A 14,992-nucleotide genomic window follows, 5' to 3' on the forward strand; every position below is an offset into this window, starting at 1 on the left:
GCGGTAAAGGAGGAAAAGGATGATTATCGGGTTGACCGGGGGCATCGCAAGCGGGAAAAGTTTTATTTCCGAAGCCCTCCATCAACACGGCTTCCCTGTCATAGATGCGGATCAGACAGCGCGGGAAGTAGTGGAGCCGGGAGAAAAAGCATATGAACAGATCGTGGAACAGTTCGGCACAGAAATACTGGAAGTGGACGGAACGCTGGCAAGGAAAAAACTTGGGGATATTATTTTTGCGGATCCGGCCAAACGCGAGCTTCTGAATCAAATCATGCATCCTGCCATCCGCCAGCGCATGCTGCAGAAAAAAAACGAACGGCAGGAGCAGGGATATGACGTCATCGTATTCGACCTTCCGCTTCTTATAGAAAATAACCTGCATTTTATGGTGGATAAAGTACTGCTGGTATATGTGGAGGAAACGGAACAGAAAAAACGCTTAATGGAACGGGACCAGGCGGGGGAAGAAGATGCAGACAGGCGCATCGCTTCCCAGCTGCCCATGACGGAAAAAAAAGCGGAAGCGGACGCTGTTATTGATAATAACGGTTCCAAAGAATCGTCGCTCAAACTGCTGGAACAAATAATAAAAGAATGGAACATCGGCGAGGATGGGACAAAATTATAAAATGAATGAAAAAGAGAGTGGGACAATACCTTTATAATATAGAAAGATGCCGAACGATTTTAAAAATCGTTCGGCATCTTTTGTTCCTAAGATAAACCGCTGCGCCAAAATGCTTCGCTTTCCGCGGGCACGGCTCGAGCCTCCTCGGGAGAAAACCGCTCCCTGTGGGGTCTCGAGACACGTGCTGTTCCCGCAGGAGACGAAGCATTTTGGCTCCGCTACTATGTGGCTCCTAAAACAGTACCATAAGACATTCGTGCTTTCCTCCGCCAACGTCCCAACCTCTTTTTGTTTTGCATCCTACAATGCTTCGTCAAAACACTTCGCTTTCCACGGGGGCAGCCTGCTTTTCTAACCAGCGGAGGCCGGCCACGGAGACTCCTATGGGGGAGGACGAGCTGAAGATCCACTTGGTAAAGCGGTCTTCTTTACCAAGTTAGCTGAAGCCGTCCCCATGGAAAGCGCAGTGGCCGGCCGCAGCGAGCTAGTCGTTTATTCGGGTTTTCAGTTGGCTTATATCCTTTTGACTCAGACTCTTTTTTTTATTGTTGAGTGGTACATTTTTTCATAAATATGATATACTAATTTTATATTAATTTTATTATAGTATAACACAATGTACAGGGAGGAAATGCTTTATGCAACCAAGGGTAGCTGTCAACGGTTTTGGGCGGATCGGTCGTATGGTGTTTCGAAAAGCGGTGATGGAAGACAAACTCGACATTGCTGCAGTAAATGCGGGGTATCCGGCGGAAACGCTTGCCCACCTGCTGAAATTTGATTCCACACACGGGTTGTTTGAAGCGGAGGTCAAGGCCGAAGAAGATGCTCTCATTGTAAATGGAAAGCGGATTCAGATTGTGAATGAACGGAGACCGGAGCATCTGCCCTGGGACGAATGGAACATAGATATTGTGGTGGAGGCGACCGGAAAATTCAAGGAGAGAGAGGCGGCGGCACGGCACCTTGAGGCTGGAGCAAAAAAAGTAATTATTACTGCACCTGGGAAACAGGAAGATGCGATGATTGTAATGGGAGTCAATGAATCAGATTATGATAAAGAGCGCCATCACGTCCTTTCGAATGCTTCCTGTACGACAAACTGCCTGGCGCCGGTTGTAAAAGTACTGGACCGTTCATTCGGGATTGAAAGCGGTTTGATGACCACCATTCATTCTTATACCAATGATCAAATGAACATTGATAATCCCCATAAAGATTTACGCCGTGCCAGATCATGCGGTCAATCCATTATTCCGACTTCTACTGGAGCAGCAGCTTCGATCGGATCGCTTCTCCCGCAGCTTGAGGGTAAATTAAACGGTATGGCTATGAGGGTCCCCACTCCGAATGTGTCGTTGGTAGATCTGGTCGTAGATGTTCAGGAGACGGTAACCGAAGAAGAAGTAAACCGGAAGTTGGAGGAAGCATCTTCCTCAGATCTGGAAGGCATTCTCGCGTTCAGCAGAAATCCACTGGTATCTGTGGATTATAATGGAGATTCACATTCTGCTGTGATCGACGGCTTGTCCACCATGGTGGTGAACGACAGGCAGGTGAAAGTCATTGCCTGGTATGATAACGAATGGGCCTACTCCTGCAGAGTGGTCGATCTGGCATGCCACGTTGGATGGTTTCTAAGAAAAGACTCTGTGATCAGTGCATAAAAGAGGGACCGGCAGGGAACGCACCTGCCGGTCCCTTTTGTCCCATCTTTCCAATCTGCTTTTGTTAATGGTATGATAGAGTATATGAATGAACGAAACCGGACGTCTGCTGTCGTTCGTGTAGTGGAGATGATAGAATGCAATGTCCGGCCTGCCATTCCAATGGGACAAGGGTACTGGATTCCAGACCAAGCAATGAAGGCAAATCAATCCGCCGGCGCAGAGAATGCGATGCCTGCCATCACCGTTTTACCACGTTTGAAATCGTGGAAGAAATCCCGCTTATTGTCGTAAAAAAAGAAGGTACAAGAGAAGAGTTCAGCCGTGAAAAAATACTGCGGGGCTTAATCAGGGCCTGCGAAAAACGTCCGGTTGCTCTGGAAACACTGGAACACATCGTAAATGATGTAGAACAGGATCTGCGAAGCGAAGGAAAATCGGAAATCAAAAGTGAAGAAGTCGGGGAGAGGGTCATGGAACGACTGGCTGATGTCGATGATGTGGCTTATGTTCGTTTTGCCTCGGTGTACAGGCAGTTTAAGGACATCAATGTTTTTATAGATGAACTGAAAGACCTGATCAACAAAGACGAAGAATGAAGCGGCGGGACCGGGCCGCCCGTTCATGATCCGGGAAGGGGGACAGCAGGAAATGAGACATTGGACAGAACTTCTTCCGGTAGACCGGTTCAAGGTGCAGACAGCAGATCATATCGGGGAACGCGACCATAAAACACTGCAGCTTCTTTATCAGCCTCTGATCGGCACAAAAGCTGTGTCCCTCTATACCATGTTCTGGAGCAGATTGGAGAAAGACAGTTTCATAAGCAGTGAATCAGTGCATCACGAACTTATGGCTATGCTGAATCTGCCGCTTGATGAGATTTATGAAGCCCGCCGGGGCCTTGAAGGAATAGGTCTCCTCCGCACTTTTCATCGAAAAGAAGAAACGTCGGCACTATTTGTTTATGAATTGCAGCCACCCATGACACCGGCCCAGTTTTTTCAAAATGATGTCTTGAGCGTATTCTTGTTTAATAGACTCGGAAAAAGCCGGTATATTGAACTTCGGCGTCGTTTTATGATGGAATCGGTGGACAAAGAGGCTTATAGCGAGTTGACTGCGGCATTTAATGATGTCTATACGTCGCTGCAGCATTCGGAAATGGTATCAGCTGCCTCTGATGCGGAAACCGAATCTTCCCACGCCTATCAGGGAATGGTGCATGAAGGGGAACTTCCATTCCGGGAAGGCGATTTTGATTTTGAACTGTTGAAAGCCGACCTGCCTGTGTTTATTGACGGTGATAAACTGCTGGATTCCAAAGCGAGAGCGGCGATTCAGCGGATGGCTTTTGTGTACCGCCTGGAACCCCTTCAGATCAGCAGAATCGTTCAGAGGTCCCTCAATGACGAGGAGAAGCTGGATGAAAATGAATTCCGGAGGCAGGTTCAGGAATGGTACCGGAGTGAATACGGAAATGAGCCGCCGGCACTCGGAAGAAGAACCCAGCCGGAAGAATACCGTTCGATGAACAATAAAGAACCGGCCGACGAAAATGAACAGATGGTCCTCTTTTATGAGCAGACCTCTCCGCTCACCTTTCTTGAAACCATTGCCGACGGCGCGAAAGTTCCGCACGGAGATGTGAAGCTTGTGGAATCTCTTCTGTATGACTATCAGCTCCAGCCTGGAGTCGTCAATGTCCTGATTGATTATGTGATGCGGATGAACAATATGAAACTGAACCAGAATTTCGTCCAGAAAATTGCAGGACAGTGGGGGCGTAAACAGATTCATACCGTGAAGGATGCGATGCAGCTGGCCAAATGGGAGTATCAGCAGCAGAGACACCGAAGCCAGGCGAAAGCTTCTGCTTCCCCCGGCAGTCAGCCCAGACCTTATGTGCGTAAGGACAAGCTGCCGAAATGGCTCGAACAGGATAAGGCAGCGGATGAAAAAAAGGAACCGGGAGCCGAAGAAGAAAAAAAGCTCAACAAAGAGAAAGAGCAATTTGAGGAAATGCTCAGGCTGCGTAAAAGCAGCCGGCAGCAATGAGGTGAACCACCATGGATTCCATACGGTCGTCGTTAGACCAATACATGAACGATTCAAACTGGCGCCGTCGTTATGAGAAGCTGCGGGAGGAAGTACTGGCGTACCCGAAAATCCAGTCCTTTCTGCAGCAGCACGAGGAAATCGGCAGTTCCCAGGTTGAAAATAACATGATGAAACTATTTGAATATAAACGGGAGCGGGAGAACTGTGACGCGTGCCCCGGTCTGGAGAACTGCCCGAATATGATGCAGGGCTTTCAGCCCGAGCTTTATTCTGAAACCGGGCAGCTGACGGTACGGTACCATCCCTGCCGCCTGAAGCAGCAGGCGGATGAAAAAAAGCGGCAGCAGTCGCTGATTCAAAGTATGTACATTCCGAAAGAAATTCTCGAAGCTTCGTTTGATGATATTGATCAGGATCATGCCAGCCGTCTTTCTGCGAGCAATGCCTGTCTGAAATTCGCCTTTGAGGCAGCACCCGGAGAAGATGCATCCGGCCTGTATCTGCACGGCAAATTCGGGGTCGGCAAAACCTTCATGATTGGTGCCATCGCCAACGAGCTGGTGGCGCGGGATATATCATCGATGATTGTGTACGTTCCCGACTTTTTCCGGGAAATGAAGCAGGCCCTCTCCGATGGCACCGTTCAGGAGAAAATGGATGAAGTCAAAAATGCCGAAGTGCTGATGCTTGATGATATCGGCGCGGAAACAACCTCAGCCTGGATACGTGATGATGTACTTGGCGTCATCCTTCATTACCGCCTGATGGAAAAGCTGCCGACTGTTTATACATCCAACTATGATTATGATGAACTTGAAAATCACCTTGCTTATTCCCAGAAGGGCGGTATAGAAGAACTGAAAGCCAAACGGATCATGGAGCGGATACGTCATATGACAACCCCGGTTTTTGTCGATGGAAAAAACCGGCGGGAAATGTAAAGATTTTCGGAAGATGTACGTCATGTGTTGGGAAATATGGTAAAATAAAAAAGAACCAGAAACGCAAACCCCAACGCTGGCGATGCACATATTTTTGAGTGGAGGTTGTTAGCATGAGCATCGATCCGATTTTAAACAAAGCCCTGCAGGGGGAACGGCTGACGATGGAAGATGCCGTCAAGCTGTATGAAAGTGATGAAACGGAGAAAATCGGCGCGGCGGCAAATGAAATAACAAAGAAATGGCATCCGGAACCGGAAACGACATTTGTCATTGGACGAAATGTAAACTATACGAATCTGTGTGATACATACTGCCGTTTCTGCGCTTTCTACCGAAAGCCGGGATCGACGGAAGGCTATGTGCTGGATGATGAAGAGATTCTCGCAAAAATCGGGGAAACACAGGACGTGGACGGCACAGAGATTTTGATGCAGGGAGGAACCAATCCGGATCTTCCGTTTGAATATTACACGAATCTATTGAAAAAAATCAAAGACCGTTATCCGGGTATTACGATGCATTCGTTCTCCCCGTCGGAGATTTATAAAATGTCGGAAGTATCCGGTCTTTCCATAGAGCAGGTACTGCAGGAACTTAAAGATGCTGGCCTGGATTCGGTGCCGGGCGGCGGAGCGGAAATCCTGACGGAAAAAACACGTCATAAAGTAAGCCGCATGAAGTCGTCGTGGCAGGAATGGATTGACTGTATGAAGACCGTGAAAAAAGTGGGTATGCACGGCACGGCCACGATGGTGATCGGCCTGACGGAGACATTTGAGGAAAGAGCCCTGCACCTGCAGCGGATCCGGGATGCCCAGGATGAATCCAATTGTTTTCTGGCGTTTATTTCCTGGACGTTCCAGCCGGGCAATAACGGCATGAAAGGTGAAATTATTTCGTCGGAAGGCTATCTGAAGAACGTGGCGATTTCGCGCCTGTTCCTCGATAACATTCCAAACTTCCAATCTTCCTGGGTGACGATGGGACCGGTCACCGGCAAGAAATCGCTGGATTTCGGCTGCAATGACTTTGGCAGCACGATGATGGAGGAAAACGTCGTATCGGCAGCAGGAACAACACATAAAGTCAATACGAATGAAATTCTCCGCCTGATCCGTGAAACAGGACGAACGCCGGTGCAGCGGGACACCAAGTACAACATCATCCACCGTTTTAAAGAAGAAGAGACGGCGGACAAAGATTTTGTCATGCAGAACTAACCTGAAAGACAGGAGACTTCCAGTAAACTGGGAGTCTTTTTCTTTTAGGCATGTTTCCCTTTGTTTATCCATACGAATAGAACAGCAGAACAGATTAATAAAGATACAGCGAAGCTGGGAGCAAGGGGGAATAAAGGATTGTTTTCCATCGATTTTGATTATGAAGCGGACAGCCTCGGCGTGTATCGTATGTTTCGGAGCGATCAGCAGAGGTGGGAGAGGAAAGGAATTCCTGCCGGCGCTGTCCAAAAACATAAGTCGGCGCTGCATTGGGAATTCGGCGGTAGTGAATCGGAATGGCGGGAAAGTCTTGTTCCGTACCTTGCCGCAAGTTTAAGCGATTATATCGTGCAGGAAAAAGAATGGAAGTGGGTGAAGGAGTACATTGAAGAAGCTTTTTTTTATAAAGAGGAAGCTCCTGCCATCGCAGAAATTGCCCATTCTCTTTTGAATGGCGAGCGGGAAGATGTCCCGGAAACCACCTTACTGCAGAAGCGGAAACATTTTATTTACCGGGAAATGGCCGAGGAAATCAAGCACCATCGGAGCATACAATGGCGTCCGATGTTCACTTTCCGCTTTGGAGCCTATTATCAGCTGCTCGTAAAAGCAGCTTCTGCTGCGATTGATGAGTACAAATGGGAGCAGGAGTATCAGACACTGGTCGAAGGCTGCCGGGACTACCGGAAACGGACACGGCCGCTTCATTCCGCCGTTCATATTCTTCTCCAGGAAGAGCCGGTCTTTTTAAATGAAGAAAAACAGGTCATTGATGAATGGACCCGGCTGGATTATTTGGAACCGGCTATCGTATTTGAGGACCAGCTGCCGTTTGAATATATGGTCATCAGTCCGGCGGTGAGTCTTGCGCCCGAAAATCTGTATTTATATACAGATGCCGACGACGGTACCGTTCAGACCTTGAAAATGATTTTTGAGGAGCATATGACGGTTCTCCCGAGATCTGCATGGCCTGAAGGAGGAAAGAAGGCTTGATTTTTACAGAAGAACATTCTATAATGACAAGCATGAAAATCGAAGACACGAAAGCAGAGACAAGGACACGGGACATCTGTCCGTTTTTCTACAGAGAGAAGAGCCGCCGGCTGAAAGCTTTTCGATAAACCTGATTGTTCCACCCCCTTTGAGCTGCAGCGGGGAATGGCAGCAATGCCTATTAACCGTTGACGGAGCCGGAACGTTACATCCGGTCTTGAGAGCAGATCCGGCGGAGAGATCTGAAACCAAGGGTGGAACCGCGTTCAGCAAACGCCCCTTTCCAGTAAGGAAGGGGTGTTTTTTTATACATATGAAAAAGGAGGAATCAGCTATGGCAGCACAGGTTCACATCACATTTCCAGACGGAAACGTGAAAGCATTTGAGGAAGGCGTAACAACCGAAGAGATAGCTGCTTCGATCAGCCCGGGGCTGAAAAAGCAGGCATTGGCAGGGAAGTGGAACGGGGAGCACATTGATTTGCGCACGCCGATTCATACCGATGGCGCCATCGAAATCATCACGGTAAATAGCGAGGAAGGACTCCACATTCTGCGGCACAGCACCGCCCATCTGATGGTCCAGGCGGTGAAACGGCTGTTCAGCGATGTCAAGCTCGGAGTCGGTCCTGTCATCGAGAACGGCTTCTACTATGACATTGATATGCCGCATCAGCTTACTCCGGAGGATCTGCCGGTAATTGAAAAAGAAATGAAAAAAATCATTGATGAAAACCTGGAAGTTGTCCGTGAAGAAGTGACCCGGGAAGAAGCAAAAGAAATGTACCGCGAGATCGGGGACGATCTGAAGCTCGAACTGATTGATGACATTCCGGAAGGGGAACCGGTGACCATTTACGAGCAGGGCGAATTTTTCGACCTGTGCCGCGGCGTGCATGTGCCGAACACGGCAAAACTGAAGACATTCAAGCTGATGAGTATTTCAGGCGCTTACTGGCGCGGCAACAGCGATAATAAAATGCTGCAGCGCATTTACGGTACTGCTTTTGAAAAGCAGGCTGATCTTGATGAGTACCTGAAACAACGGGAGGAAGCCAAAGAACGGGACCACCGCAAGCTTGGCAAAGAACTGGACATTTTTGCCATCAACCAGAAAGTCGGGCAGGGACTCCCGCTCTGGCTTCCGAAAGGAGCGACCATTCGGCGCACGATTGAGCGATATATTGTGGATATGGAAGAACGTCTCGGCTACGACCACGTGTATACGCCGGTGCTCGGAAGCTCCGAACTCTACAAAACGTCGGGACATTGGGGCCATTATCAGGACGACATGTTCCCACCGATGGAAATGGATAATGAAACGCTTGTGATCCGTCCGATGAACTGCCCCCATCACATGATGGTGTTTAAGGATCAGTTCCACAGCTACCGCGATCTGCCGGTACGCATAGCGGAGCTCGGGATGATGCACCGGTACGAGAAATCCGGATCGCTTGCCGGTCTGCAGCGGGTACGTGCGATGACACTGAACGATGCGCACATCTTTGCCCGTCCGGATCAGCTGAAAGAGGAGTTCATCCGCGTGGTTGAACTCGTACAGCATGTGTACAAGGATTTTGGCCTGAACGACTATTATTTCCGGCTTTCCTACCGGGATCCGGAAGATGAAGAGAAGTATGTCGACGATGATGAGATGTGGGAACAAGCGCAGTCGATGCTGAAAGAAGCGATGGACGGCATGGGTGTCGATTACGTTGAAGCGGTCGGCGAAGCCGCGTTTTACGGGCCGAAACTGGACGTACAGGTGAAAACCGCGCTTGGTAAAGACGAAACGCTTTCGACCGTGCAGCTTGATTTCCATATGCCGGAGCGCTTTGACCTGACCTATGTCGGACAGGACGGAGAAGATCACCGCCCGGTTGTCATCCACCGCGGCATTGTCTCCACGATGGAACGTTTCATTGCATTTCTGCTTGAAGAGTATAAAGGAGCCCTGCCGACATGGCTCGCGCCGGTCCAGGCAGAAGTCATTCCGGTATCGGCGGACGTGCATCTCGACTACGCTAAAAAAGTGGAGGATGAGCTCCGGAAAGCAGGAGTCCGGGTGGAAGTGGATACACGCGATGAGAAAATCGGGTATAAAATCAGGGAAGCGCAGACGAAAAAGATCCCCTATATGCTTGTCATAGGCGACCGTGAAATCGAAGCCGGATCCGTCAATGTCCGCCGGTACGGGCAGCAGGATTCAGAATCTGCAGATCTGGAAGAGTTTACAGCCCGGATCAAAGATGAGATCGACAACCGCCGGCTGGATTGATTGTTGACAGTATGATAACCATGTGGTATCTTGAATAAGTGTTTGAACAACCGAAACCAAAGCAAGCAGAAGCGCCCGCTTCTCACCTGACTGACGCGTAATGCTGTTGGCAGGTCCGGTACTTTTTGAAAATCAATCAGCGGGTGCAGTGTGTCCATTGCACCCGCTTTTTTATGCCTCGAAAGACCTGCTGTATCAGAAGTGATACGCAACTGGCTGCTTTGATTCGTAATTTTTTTGGAGGTGGCACATTATTCGTAATGATATGAAAGTGAATGATGGAATCCGTGCACGTGAGGTACGCCTCATTGATTCCAATGGTGAACAACTCGGGGTTAAGTCAAAAAATGAAGCATTGGATCTTGCCGAAAAGGCCGAACTTGATCTTGTACTGGTAGCTCCAAATGCGAAGCCACCGGTTTGCCGTATTATGGATTATGGGAAGTATCGTTTTGAGCAGCAGAAGAAAGAAAAAGAGGCACGCAAGAAACAGAAAACCGTTGATATCAAGGAAGTACGCCTCAGTCCGAGTATTGAAGAACATGACTTTAATACGAAGCTGAAAAACGCCCGCAAGTTTTTATCGAAAGGCGACAAGGTCAAGGCGGCAATCCGTTTCCGTGGCCGTATGATCACGCATTCTGATATCGGAAAAGAAGTGCTCGACCGGATGGCCAAGGAATGCGAAGATATAGCTACGATCGAAACAAAGCCGAAGATGGAAGGGCGCAGCATGTTCTTAATGCTTGCTCCAAAAGCGGATAAAGAGAAGTAATTCGTTTAAACACAATGGAATGATACTGAAGGAGGAAGAACCTATGCCTAAAATGAAAAACCACAGCGGGGCGGCCAAACGCTTCAAAAAAACCGGGACCGGGAAACTGAAGCGCAGCCATGCGTTTACCAGCCACCTGTTCCGCAATAAAACAACCAAGCAGAAAAAACGGCTTGCCAAGTCCGCTATCATGGATAAAACCGATCATCAGCGGATGGAAACCCTGCTCCCGTATAAAAGAAGAAAGTAACAGACTGCATCGATACTACATGGATATGAAGGAGGGATAGACGATGCCAAGAGTAAAAGGCGGTTATGTGGCTCGTCGTCGTCGGAATAAAGTATTAAACCTAGCAAAAGGATACCGGGGTTCCCGTCATCGTTTGTTTAAAAACGCGCAGGAACAGGTGATGAAATCCCTGCAGTATGCGTACCGGGACCGTCGTCAGCGTAAGCGTGATTTCCGCAGGCTGTGGATTACCCGGATTAACGCTGCAGCGCGCTTGAACGGACTGTCCTACAGCCGTCTGATGCACGGGCTGAAGCAGGCGGACATCAATATGAACCGGAAAATGCTTGCCGATCTTGCTGTAAATGACGAGAAAGGTTTTGCGGAACTCGCAGAGAAAGCGAAAGCCAACCTTAAATAAATGGAAACGACCCGGGGATGTCCCGGGTCTGTTTTATAGAAAGAGGTATGACCGGTGATATGGTTGTTGGGATATGCCGCACTTTTAAATCTTTATACCTGGGTGATGATGGGGAGGGATAAACACCTGGCGCGCCATCAGAAACGGCGCATACCGGAAAAACGGCTCTGGCTTCTTGCGTGGCTCGGTGGAAGTGCCGGCATGCTGGCCGGGATGTTTGCGTTCCGGCATAAAACCCGGCATCTTCTTTTCAGGATTGGTGTTCCTATGCTGCTGGCAGCACAGGTTGTTTTTATTCTCTTTCTGACTTACGGATAAATTCGCGGATCGGGCTTTTCCATTCGATGGAGGCGTGTGGGTAATGCTCCAGGATTTCCTTTTCCAGGAAAATGAAATCCTGATGCTGGAGTCCCTGCAGACGGTCTTTATTTTTCACCCAAATCGAAACGGAAACGATATCAAATGCCTTATCCGTTGTTCCGAGATATTTTTCCCCCTCAAACATAACTCCTTTATACGTGATCAAAAAGTTTTTCCGTACATTTTTCGGTTCATCGAGGAAATAGAACTGTTTCTTTTCATGAGCCAGCTCCAGCTTGCGTTTCGGATTGAGAATATATTTGACCACAGCGTATATTAAAATTATCAAGGCAATGACGATCAGTGTACGCAGCAGAAGCGCCATCGTTCATCCCTCCCTTGCGGAGTGTCGGTTTTACGAAAAAAACGGGCTCTGTCTGCATTATACTATACGGAAGAGACATGTTGTTAGTTTCATTATAATGCATATAGAAAGAGAAAGGAAAAGATAGCATGAAGCAGTTGTTCTCCATACAGCGGGATCTCGATGAAAGAATCCTGGAGGATCATGGTCTGAACCGGGAAGAGATTCACTTCGACAAGCTGCTGGCGCTTCTAGTGGAAATCGGCGAGCTGGCCAATGAGACGCGCTGTTTTAAATACTGGAGCCAAAAACCGGCGTCCCCGCGTGATGTGATTGCGGAAGAATATGTAGACGGGCTGCACTTCATATTGTCGCTCGGACTGGACGGCGGATGGGAAGAAGTTCCGGACGCAGGCAGTTCCGGACGCTCCCTGACGGAGCAGTTTCACAGCGTGTACCAGAGTGCCCTGCAGCTGAAAGAAACGTTCGCAAAGGAACGTTTTCTGGAACTGTTTGAATCATATCTTTCCCTCGGAGCTGATCTTGGCTTTTCACGGGAGGAAATAGAAAGTGCCTACCTCCGAAAAAATAACGCCAATCATCAGCGCCAGGATGAAGGGTACTGACATTTGTTTGCATATCCAAAGATTGGGCATTATAGTAAAAGGAGAGTGTAAGTGTATGAGACAGGAAAAGGAGGAAACACATTGGACCAGACAACGCAGATGCTGAAAGAACTCACCGATGCAAACGGCATTCCGGGCAATGAAAAAGAAGCCCGGGACGTCATGAGACATCATATTTCGCCTTACGCGGACGAAGTAACCACCGATCATCTCGGCAGCCTGATCGCCAAAAAGACTGGAAAAGCAGGCGGCCCTAAAATTATGGTGACCGGCCATCTGGATGAAATCGGCTTTATGGTGACTCAGATTGATGATAACGGCTTCCTGAAGTTTCAGACAGTCGGCGGCTGGTGGAGCCAGGTGATGCTCGCCCAGCGGGTGAACGTCATGACATCCAAAGGAAACATCACCGGTGTCATTGGATCCAAACCTCCGCATATTTTGACAGCGGAACAGCGCAAAAAAGCGGTGGAGATCAAGGATATGTTTATTGATATCGGGGCATCCAGTAAAGAAGAAGCGGAAAGCTTCGGGGTGAAGCCGGGTGACTCCATAGCTCCCATCTGCGATTTCACCGTCATGAACAATGAAAAATTAATGATGGCCAAAGCCTGGGACAACCGCATCGGCTGCGCTATTGCCATCGAAGCTATGAAGCGCCTGCAGAATGAGGAGCACCCCAACGAACTGTATGGCGTCGGAGCGGTTCAGGAAGAAGTCGGGCTGCGCGGAGCGAAGACATCGGCTTCAAAAATTGAACCGGATATCGGTTTTGCGGTCGACGTCGGCATCGCCGGTGATACGCCGGGTGTCACAGAAAATGATGCCAAAGCCGAAATTGGAAAGGGACCTCAGATTCTCGTTTTTGACCGCTCCATGGTATCCCATAAAGGATTGCGTGATTTTGTAACGGATACGGCGGATAAACACGACATTCCGTATCAGTATGATTCCATGAGCGGCGGTGCCACCGATGCCGGATCGATTCACCTGACCGGAGAAGGCGTGCCGAGTCTGGCTGTCACCGTTCCGACCCGCTACATTCACACCCATGCAGCCATTCTGCATAAGGATGATTTTGAACATGCGGTGCAGCTGTTTGTCCAAATCATCAAAGGACTCGACGCCGCCAAAGTCCATGAAATTACGTACGATACGTAAAAAATAAGCGCTCCCCGCCTGTTGAGGCGGAGAGCGTTTTTTACTGGAGGCCTTCTGTAATGTCCTGGATGACCTGGTTTTTTTCATCATCCGAAGCCTGCTGCCAGAACACTTCAAACAATACGCCGAGGCCCGGAAGCATTTTTTCCTCCCCGCTTTCGACAGCGTCCTGAATGGTTGCCTCCACCTGCTCCTCGTTATTGCCAGAAATGTTTTGGAGTACTGCTGAGCGTAAATTAAAAGACATCCATATTCTCTCCTTTTTTGTGATAAAATAATAAATAGTACGATTAGTGTGCACCGTCGGCAAAAATATATGTGTATGGGGGATCAGGGAAAAGGGATGCCATTGAATCGAATCGACTCCGTCAAAAATCCAAAAGTAAAAAATGTAAAACGGCTGATGAAGCGGAAATTCAGAGAACGGGAGAGGCAGTTTGTTATTGAAGGGTGGCATCTGCTGCAGGAAGCTGCCGCTCATGATGTAGATATCATCGATGTGTTTATTGAGGAAAACAAAGATATCCCCCGGAATGTAGAAGTATCTGACCTGCCGGTATCGATCGTGACGGATCAGGTCATGAAGGAAATGAGCAGAACGGAAACACCGCAGGGGATCACGGCGATCTGCCGGATGCCCGAAGAAACCATTCCAGCCGTCCATACTGATCATTCCTATTTATTAGTAGATGGGGTTCAGGATCCGGGAAATCTCGGTACGATGATCCGGACCGCCGACGCAGCCGGCGTCAGTGCGGTCATTCTCGGAGAAGGTACGGTGGACGGATACAATGATAAAGTAATCCGGGCGACACAGGGTTCCCTGTTCCATCTGCCGGTTCTGAAAGGAGACCTGGGGGAGTGGATGGAAGCCTGCCGTACGCACAAGATCCCGGTTTTCGGCACGTCGGTAAATGAAGGGACGACCCACACTGCCATCGGTGCCCAGAAAGGATTTGCGCTCATTGTCGGCAATGAAGGCGCAGGAGCCCGGCAGGAATTTCTGGAGCAGTCCGACCTGAATATTTATGTTCCGATATACGGCAATGCTGAATCGCTGAATGTGTCAGTGACAACCGGTATCCTGCTGTATCACTTAAAACAGTCCATCTAAACACCTTGCATTCGATATTATTTTTTTTTATACTTATTCCATGATTAGAAACGAAAAGAATAGAATCTGATAAAAAGGCTGTGAAGGAGAGTAGTAAACGGTTCACCGTCACTCAGGGAGGAAATGCCGCCGACTGGAAGCATTTCTGTGACAGGCCTGTTGAATTCGCTCTGGAGCCGGCACCGGAAATCGACAGTACTGATCT

Annotated in this window: 18 protein-coding genes and 2 other annotated features (1 of these 20 cut by a window edge); of the genes, 16 read left to right on the plus strand and 2 right to left on the minus strand. The window is 48.8% G+C overall.

All coding sequences use genetic code 11. The annotated features are described in order from the left end of the window. Positions 1-19: 19 nt before the first annotated feature. The 13 genes from coaE (at position 20) to ACW9JV_RS05525 (ending at position 11,540) form a co-directional block, all read left to right on the plus strand. A complete protein-coding gene (coaE, locus tag ACW9JV_RS05465; protein ID WP_457332141.1) occupies positions 20-631 on the plus strand; it encodes a dephospho-CoA kinase in 612 nt (203 codons plus the stop codon). A 638-nt stretch (positions 632-1,269) separates the two neighbouring features. Then, the gene (locus tag ACW9JV_RS05470; protein ID WP_457332143.1) at positions 1,270-2,298 is read left to right on the plus strand and encodes a glyceraldehyde-3-phosphate dehydrogenase; all 1,029 of its coding nucleotides are present in this window, start codon (positions 1,270-1,272) and stop codon (positions 2,296-2,298) included. A 137-nt stretch (positions 2,299-2,435) separates the two neighbouring features. Continuing rightward, positions 2,436-2,897, plus strand: coding sequence for a transcriptional regulator NrdR (gene nrdR / locus ACW9JV_RS05475; protein ID WP_457332145.1), 462 nt, complete (start codon positions 2,436-2,438; stop codon positions 2,895-2,897). A gap of 52 nt (positions 2,898-2,949) precedes the next feature. Continuing rightward, positions 2,950-4,356 carry a replication initiation and membrane attachment family protein gene (locus tag ACW9JV_RS05480; RefSeq protein WP_457332147.1) on the plus strand — a complete coding sequence of 469 codons (1,407 nt, stop codon included), beginning with the start codon at positions 2,950-2,952 and terminating at the stop codon, positions 4,354-4,356. 11 nt (positions 4,357-4,367) lie between these two features. Next, a complete protein-coding gene (dnaI, locus tag ACW9JV_RS05485; protein WP_457332149.1) occupies positions 4,368-5,300 on the plus strand; it encodes a primosomal protein DnaI in 933 nt (310 codons plus the stop codon). A gap of 113 nt (positions 5,301-5,413) precedes the next feature. Continuing rightward, positions 5,414-6,523: a cyclic dehypoxanthinyl futalosine synthase gene (gene mqnC, locus ACW9JV_RS05490; RefSeq protein ID WP_457332151.1), complete on the plus strand. Its 1,110-nt coding sequence runs from the start codon at positions 5,414-5,416 to the stop codon at positions 6,521-6,523. A gap of 138 nt (positions 6,524-6,661) precedes the next feature. Continuing rightward, complete coding sequence (locus ACW9JV_RS05495) at positions 6,662-7,519, plus strand: putative sporulation protein YtxC (protein WP_457332153.1); 858 nt, start codon at positions 6,662-6,664, stop codon at positions 7,517-7,519. Then, positions 7,516-7,647: a hypothetical protein gene (locus ACW9JV_RS05500; RefSeq protein ID WP_457332155.1), complete on the plus strand. Its 132-nt coding sequence runs from the start codon at positions 7,516-7,518 to the stop codon at positions 7,645-7,647. The genes ACW9JV_RS05495 and ACW9JV_RS05500 overlap by 4 nt, the downstream gene beginning before the upstream one ends. A gap of 206 nt (positions 7,648-7,853) precedes the next feature. Then, a complete protein-coding gene (thrS, locus tag ACW9JV_RS05505; RefSeq protein WP_457332157.1) occupies positions 7,854-9,797 on the plus strand; it encodes a threonine--tRNA ligase in 1,944 nt (647 codons plus the stop codon). Between the two features lie 57 nt (positions 9,798-9,854). Then, positions 9,855-9,976, plus strand: a sequence feature (ribosomal protein L20 leader region). Positions 9,977-10,062: 86 nt separating this feature from the next. Further along, on the plus strand, positions 10,063-10,572 hold the full coding sequence (infC, locus tag ACW9JV_RS05510) for a translation initiation factor IF-3 (protein ID WP_457332159.1): 510 nt from the start codon (positions 10,063-10,065) through the stop codon (positions 10,570-10,572). Positions 10,573-10,615: 43 nt separating this feature from the next. Further along, on the plus strand, positions 10,616-10,822 hold the full coding sequence (gene rpmI, locus ACW9JV_RS05515) for a 50S ribosomal protein L35 (RefSeq protein ID WP_457332161.1): 207 nt from the start codon (positions 10,616-10,618) through the stop codon (positions 10,820-10,822). Between the two features lie 43 nt (positions 10,823-10,865). Then, complete coding sequence (rplT, locus tag ACW9JV_RS05520; protein ID WP_457332163.1) at positions 10,866-11,222, plus strand: 50S ribosomal protein L20; 357 nt, start codon at positions 10,866-10,868, stop codon at positions 11,220-11,222. 54 nt (positions 11,223-11,276) lie between these two features. After that, positions 11,277-11,540 (plus strand): DUF1294 domain-containing protein, encoded by a 264-nt coding sequence (locus ACW9JV_RS05525; RefSeq protein WP_457332165.1) that lies wholly within the window; start codon positions 11,277-11,279, stop codon positions 11,538-11,540. Here ACW9JV_RS05525 and ACW9JV_RS05530 read toward each other — a convergent pair. Continuing rightward, complete coding sequence (locus ACW9JV_RS05530) at positions 11,515-11,907, minus strand: sigma-w pathway protein ysdB (RefSeq protein ID WP_457332167.1); 393 nt, start codon at positions 11,905-11,907, stop codon at positions 11,515-11,517. The genes ACW9JV_RS05525 and ACW9JV_RS05530 overlap by 26 nt on opposite strands. A gap of 128 nt (positions 11,908-12,035) precedes the next feature. On the opposite strand from ACW9JV_RS05530, the gene ACW9JV_RS05535 reads away from it, so the two are divergent. Both ACW9JV_RS05535 and ACW9JV_RS05540 read left to right on the plus strand, forming a co-directional pair. Next, positions 12,036-12,512 (plus strand): dUTP diphosphatase, encoded by a 477-nt coding sequence (locus tag ACW9JV_RS05535; protein ID WP_457332169.1) that lies wholly within the window; start codon positions 12,036-12,038, stop codon positions 12,510-12,512. 99 nt (positions 12,513-12,611) lie between these two features. After that, positions 12,612-13,673, plus strand: coding sequence for a M42 family metallopeptidase (locus ACW9JV_RS05540; protein ID WP_457334589.1), 1,062 nt, complete (start codon positions 12,612-12,614; stop codon positions 13,671-13,673). A gap of 40 nt (positions 13,674-13,713) precedes the next feature. Here ACW9JV_RS05540 and sspI read toward each other — a convergent pair whose 3' ends face one another. After that, the gene (gene sspI, locus ACW9JV_RS05545; RefSeq protein WP_457332171.1) at positions 13,714-13,920 is read right to left on the minus strand and encodes a small acid-soluble spore protein SspI; all 207 of its coding nucleotides are present in this window, start codon (positions 13,918-13,920) and stop codon (positions 13,714-13,716) included. 96 nt (positions 13,921-14,016) lie between these two features. Between sspI and ACW9JV_RS05550 the strand changes: the two genes are divergently transcribed. After that, on the plus strand, positions 14,017-14,787 hold the full coding sequence (locus ACW9JV_RS05550; protein WP_457332173.1) for a TrmH family RNA methyltransferase: 771 nt from the start codon (positions 14,017-14,019) through the stop codon (positions 14,785-14,787). Between the two features lie 71 nt (positions 14,788-14,858). Then, positions 14,859-14,992: a binding site (T-box leader), on the plus strand (it continues 109 nt past the right edge of the window).

Source organism: Salibacterium sp. K-3 (genome assembly GCF_054052005.1).

Coding starts and splice junctions, on each gene's coding strand:
- mqnC (WP_457332151.1), top strand. CDS start 5,414: ATGAGCATCGATCCGATTTTAAACAAAGCCCTGCAGGGGGAACGGCTG.
- rpmI (WP_457332161.1), top strand. CDS start 10,616: ATGCCTAAAATGAAAAACCACAGCGGGGCGGCCAAACGCTTCAAAAAA.
- coaE (WP_457332141.1), top strand. CDS start 20: ATGATTATCGGGTTGACCGGGGGCATCGCAAGCGGGAAAAGTTTTATT.
- rplT (WP_457332163.1), top strand. CDS start 10,866: ATGCCAAGAGTAAAAGGCGGTTATGTGGCTCGTCGTCGTCGGAATAAA.
- nrdR (WP_457332145.1), top strand. CDS start 2,436: ATGCAATGTCCGGCCTGCCATTCCAATGGGACAAGGGTACTGGATTCC.
- ACW9JV_RS05480 (WP_457332147.1), top strand. CDS start 2,950: ATGAGACATTGGACAGAACTTCTTCCGGTAGACCGGTTCAAGGTGCAG.
- dnaI (WP_457332149.1), top strand. CDS start 4,368: ATGGATTCCATACGGTCGTCGTTAGACCAATACATGAACGATTCAAAC.
- ACW9JV_RS05550 (WP_457332173.1), top strand. CDS start 14,017: ATGCCATTGAATCGAATCGACTCCGTCAAAAATCCAAAAGTAAAAAAT.
- ACW9JV_RS05530 (WP_457332167.1), bottom strand. CDS start 11,907: ATGGCGCTTCTGCTGCGTACACTGATCGTCATTGCCTTGATAATTTTA.
- infC (WP_457332159.1), top strand. CDS start 10,063: ATGAAAGTGAATGATGGAATCCGTGCACGTGAGGTACGCCTCATTGAT.
- sspI (WP_457332171.1), bottom strand. CDS start 13,920: ATGTCTTTTAATTTACGCTCAGCAGTACTCCAAAACATTTCTGGCAAT.
- ACW9JV_RS05470 (WP_457332143.1), top strand. CDS start 1,270: ATGCAACCAAGGGTAGCTGTCAACGGTTTTGGGCGGATCGGTCGTATG.
- ACW9JV_RS05540 (WP_457334589.1), top strand. CDS start 12,612: ATGCTGAAAGAACTCACCGATGCAAACGGCATTCCGGGCAATGAAAAA.
- thrS (WP_457332157.1), top strand. CDS start 7,854: ATGGCAGCACAGGTTCACATCACATTTCCAGACGGAAACGTGAAAGCA.
- ACW9JV_RS05535 (WP_457332169.1), top strand. CDS start 12,036: ATGAAGCAGTTGTTCTCCATACAGCGGGATCTCGATGAAAGAATCCTG.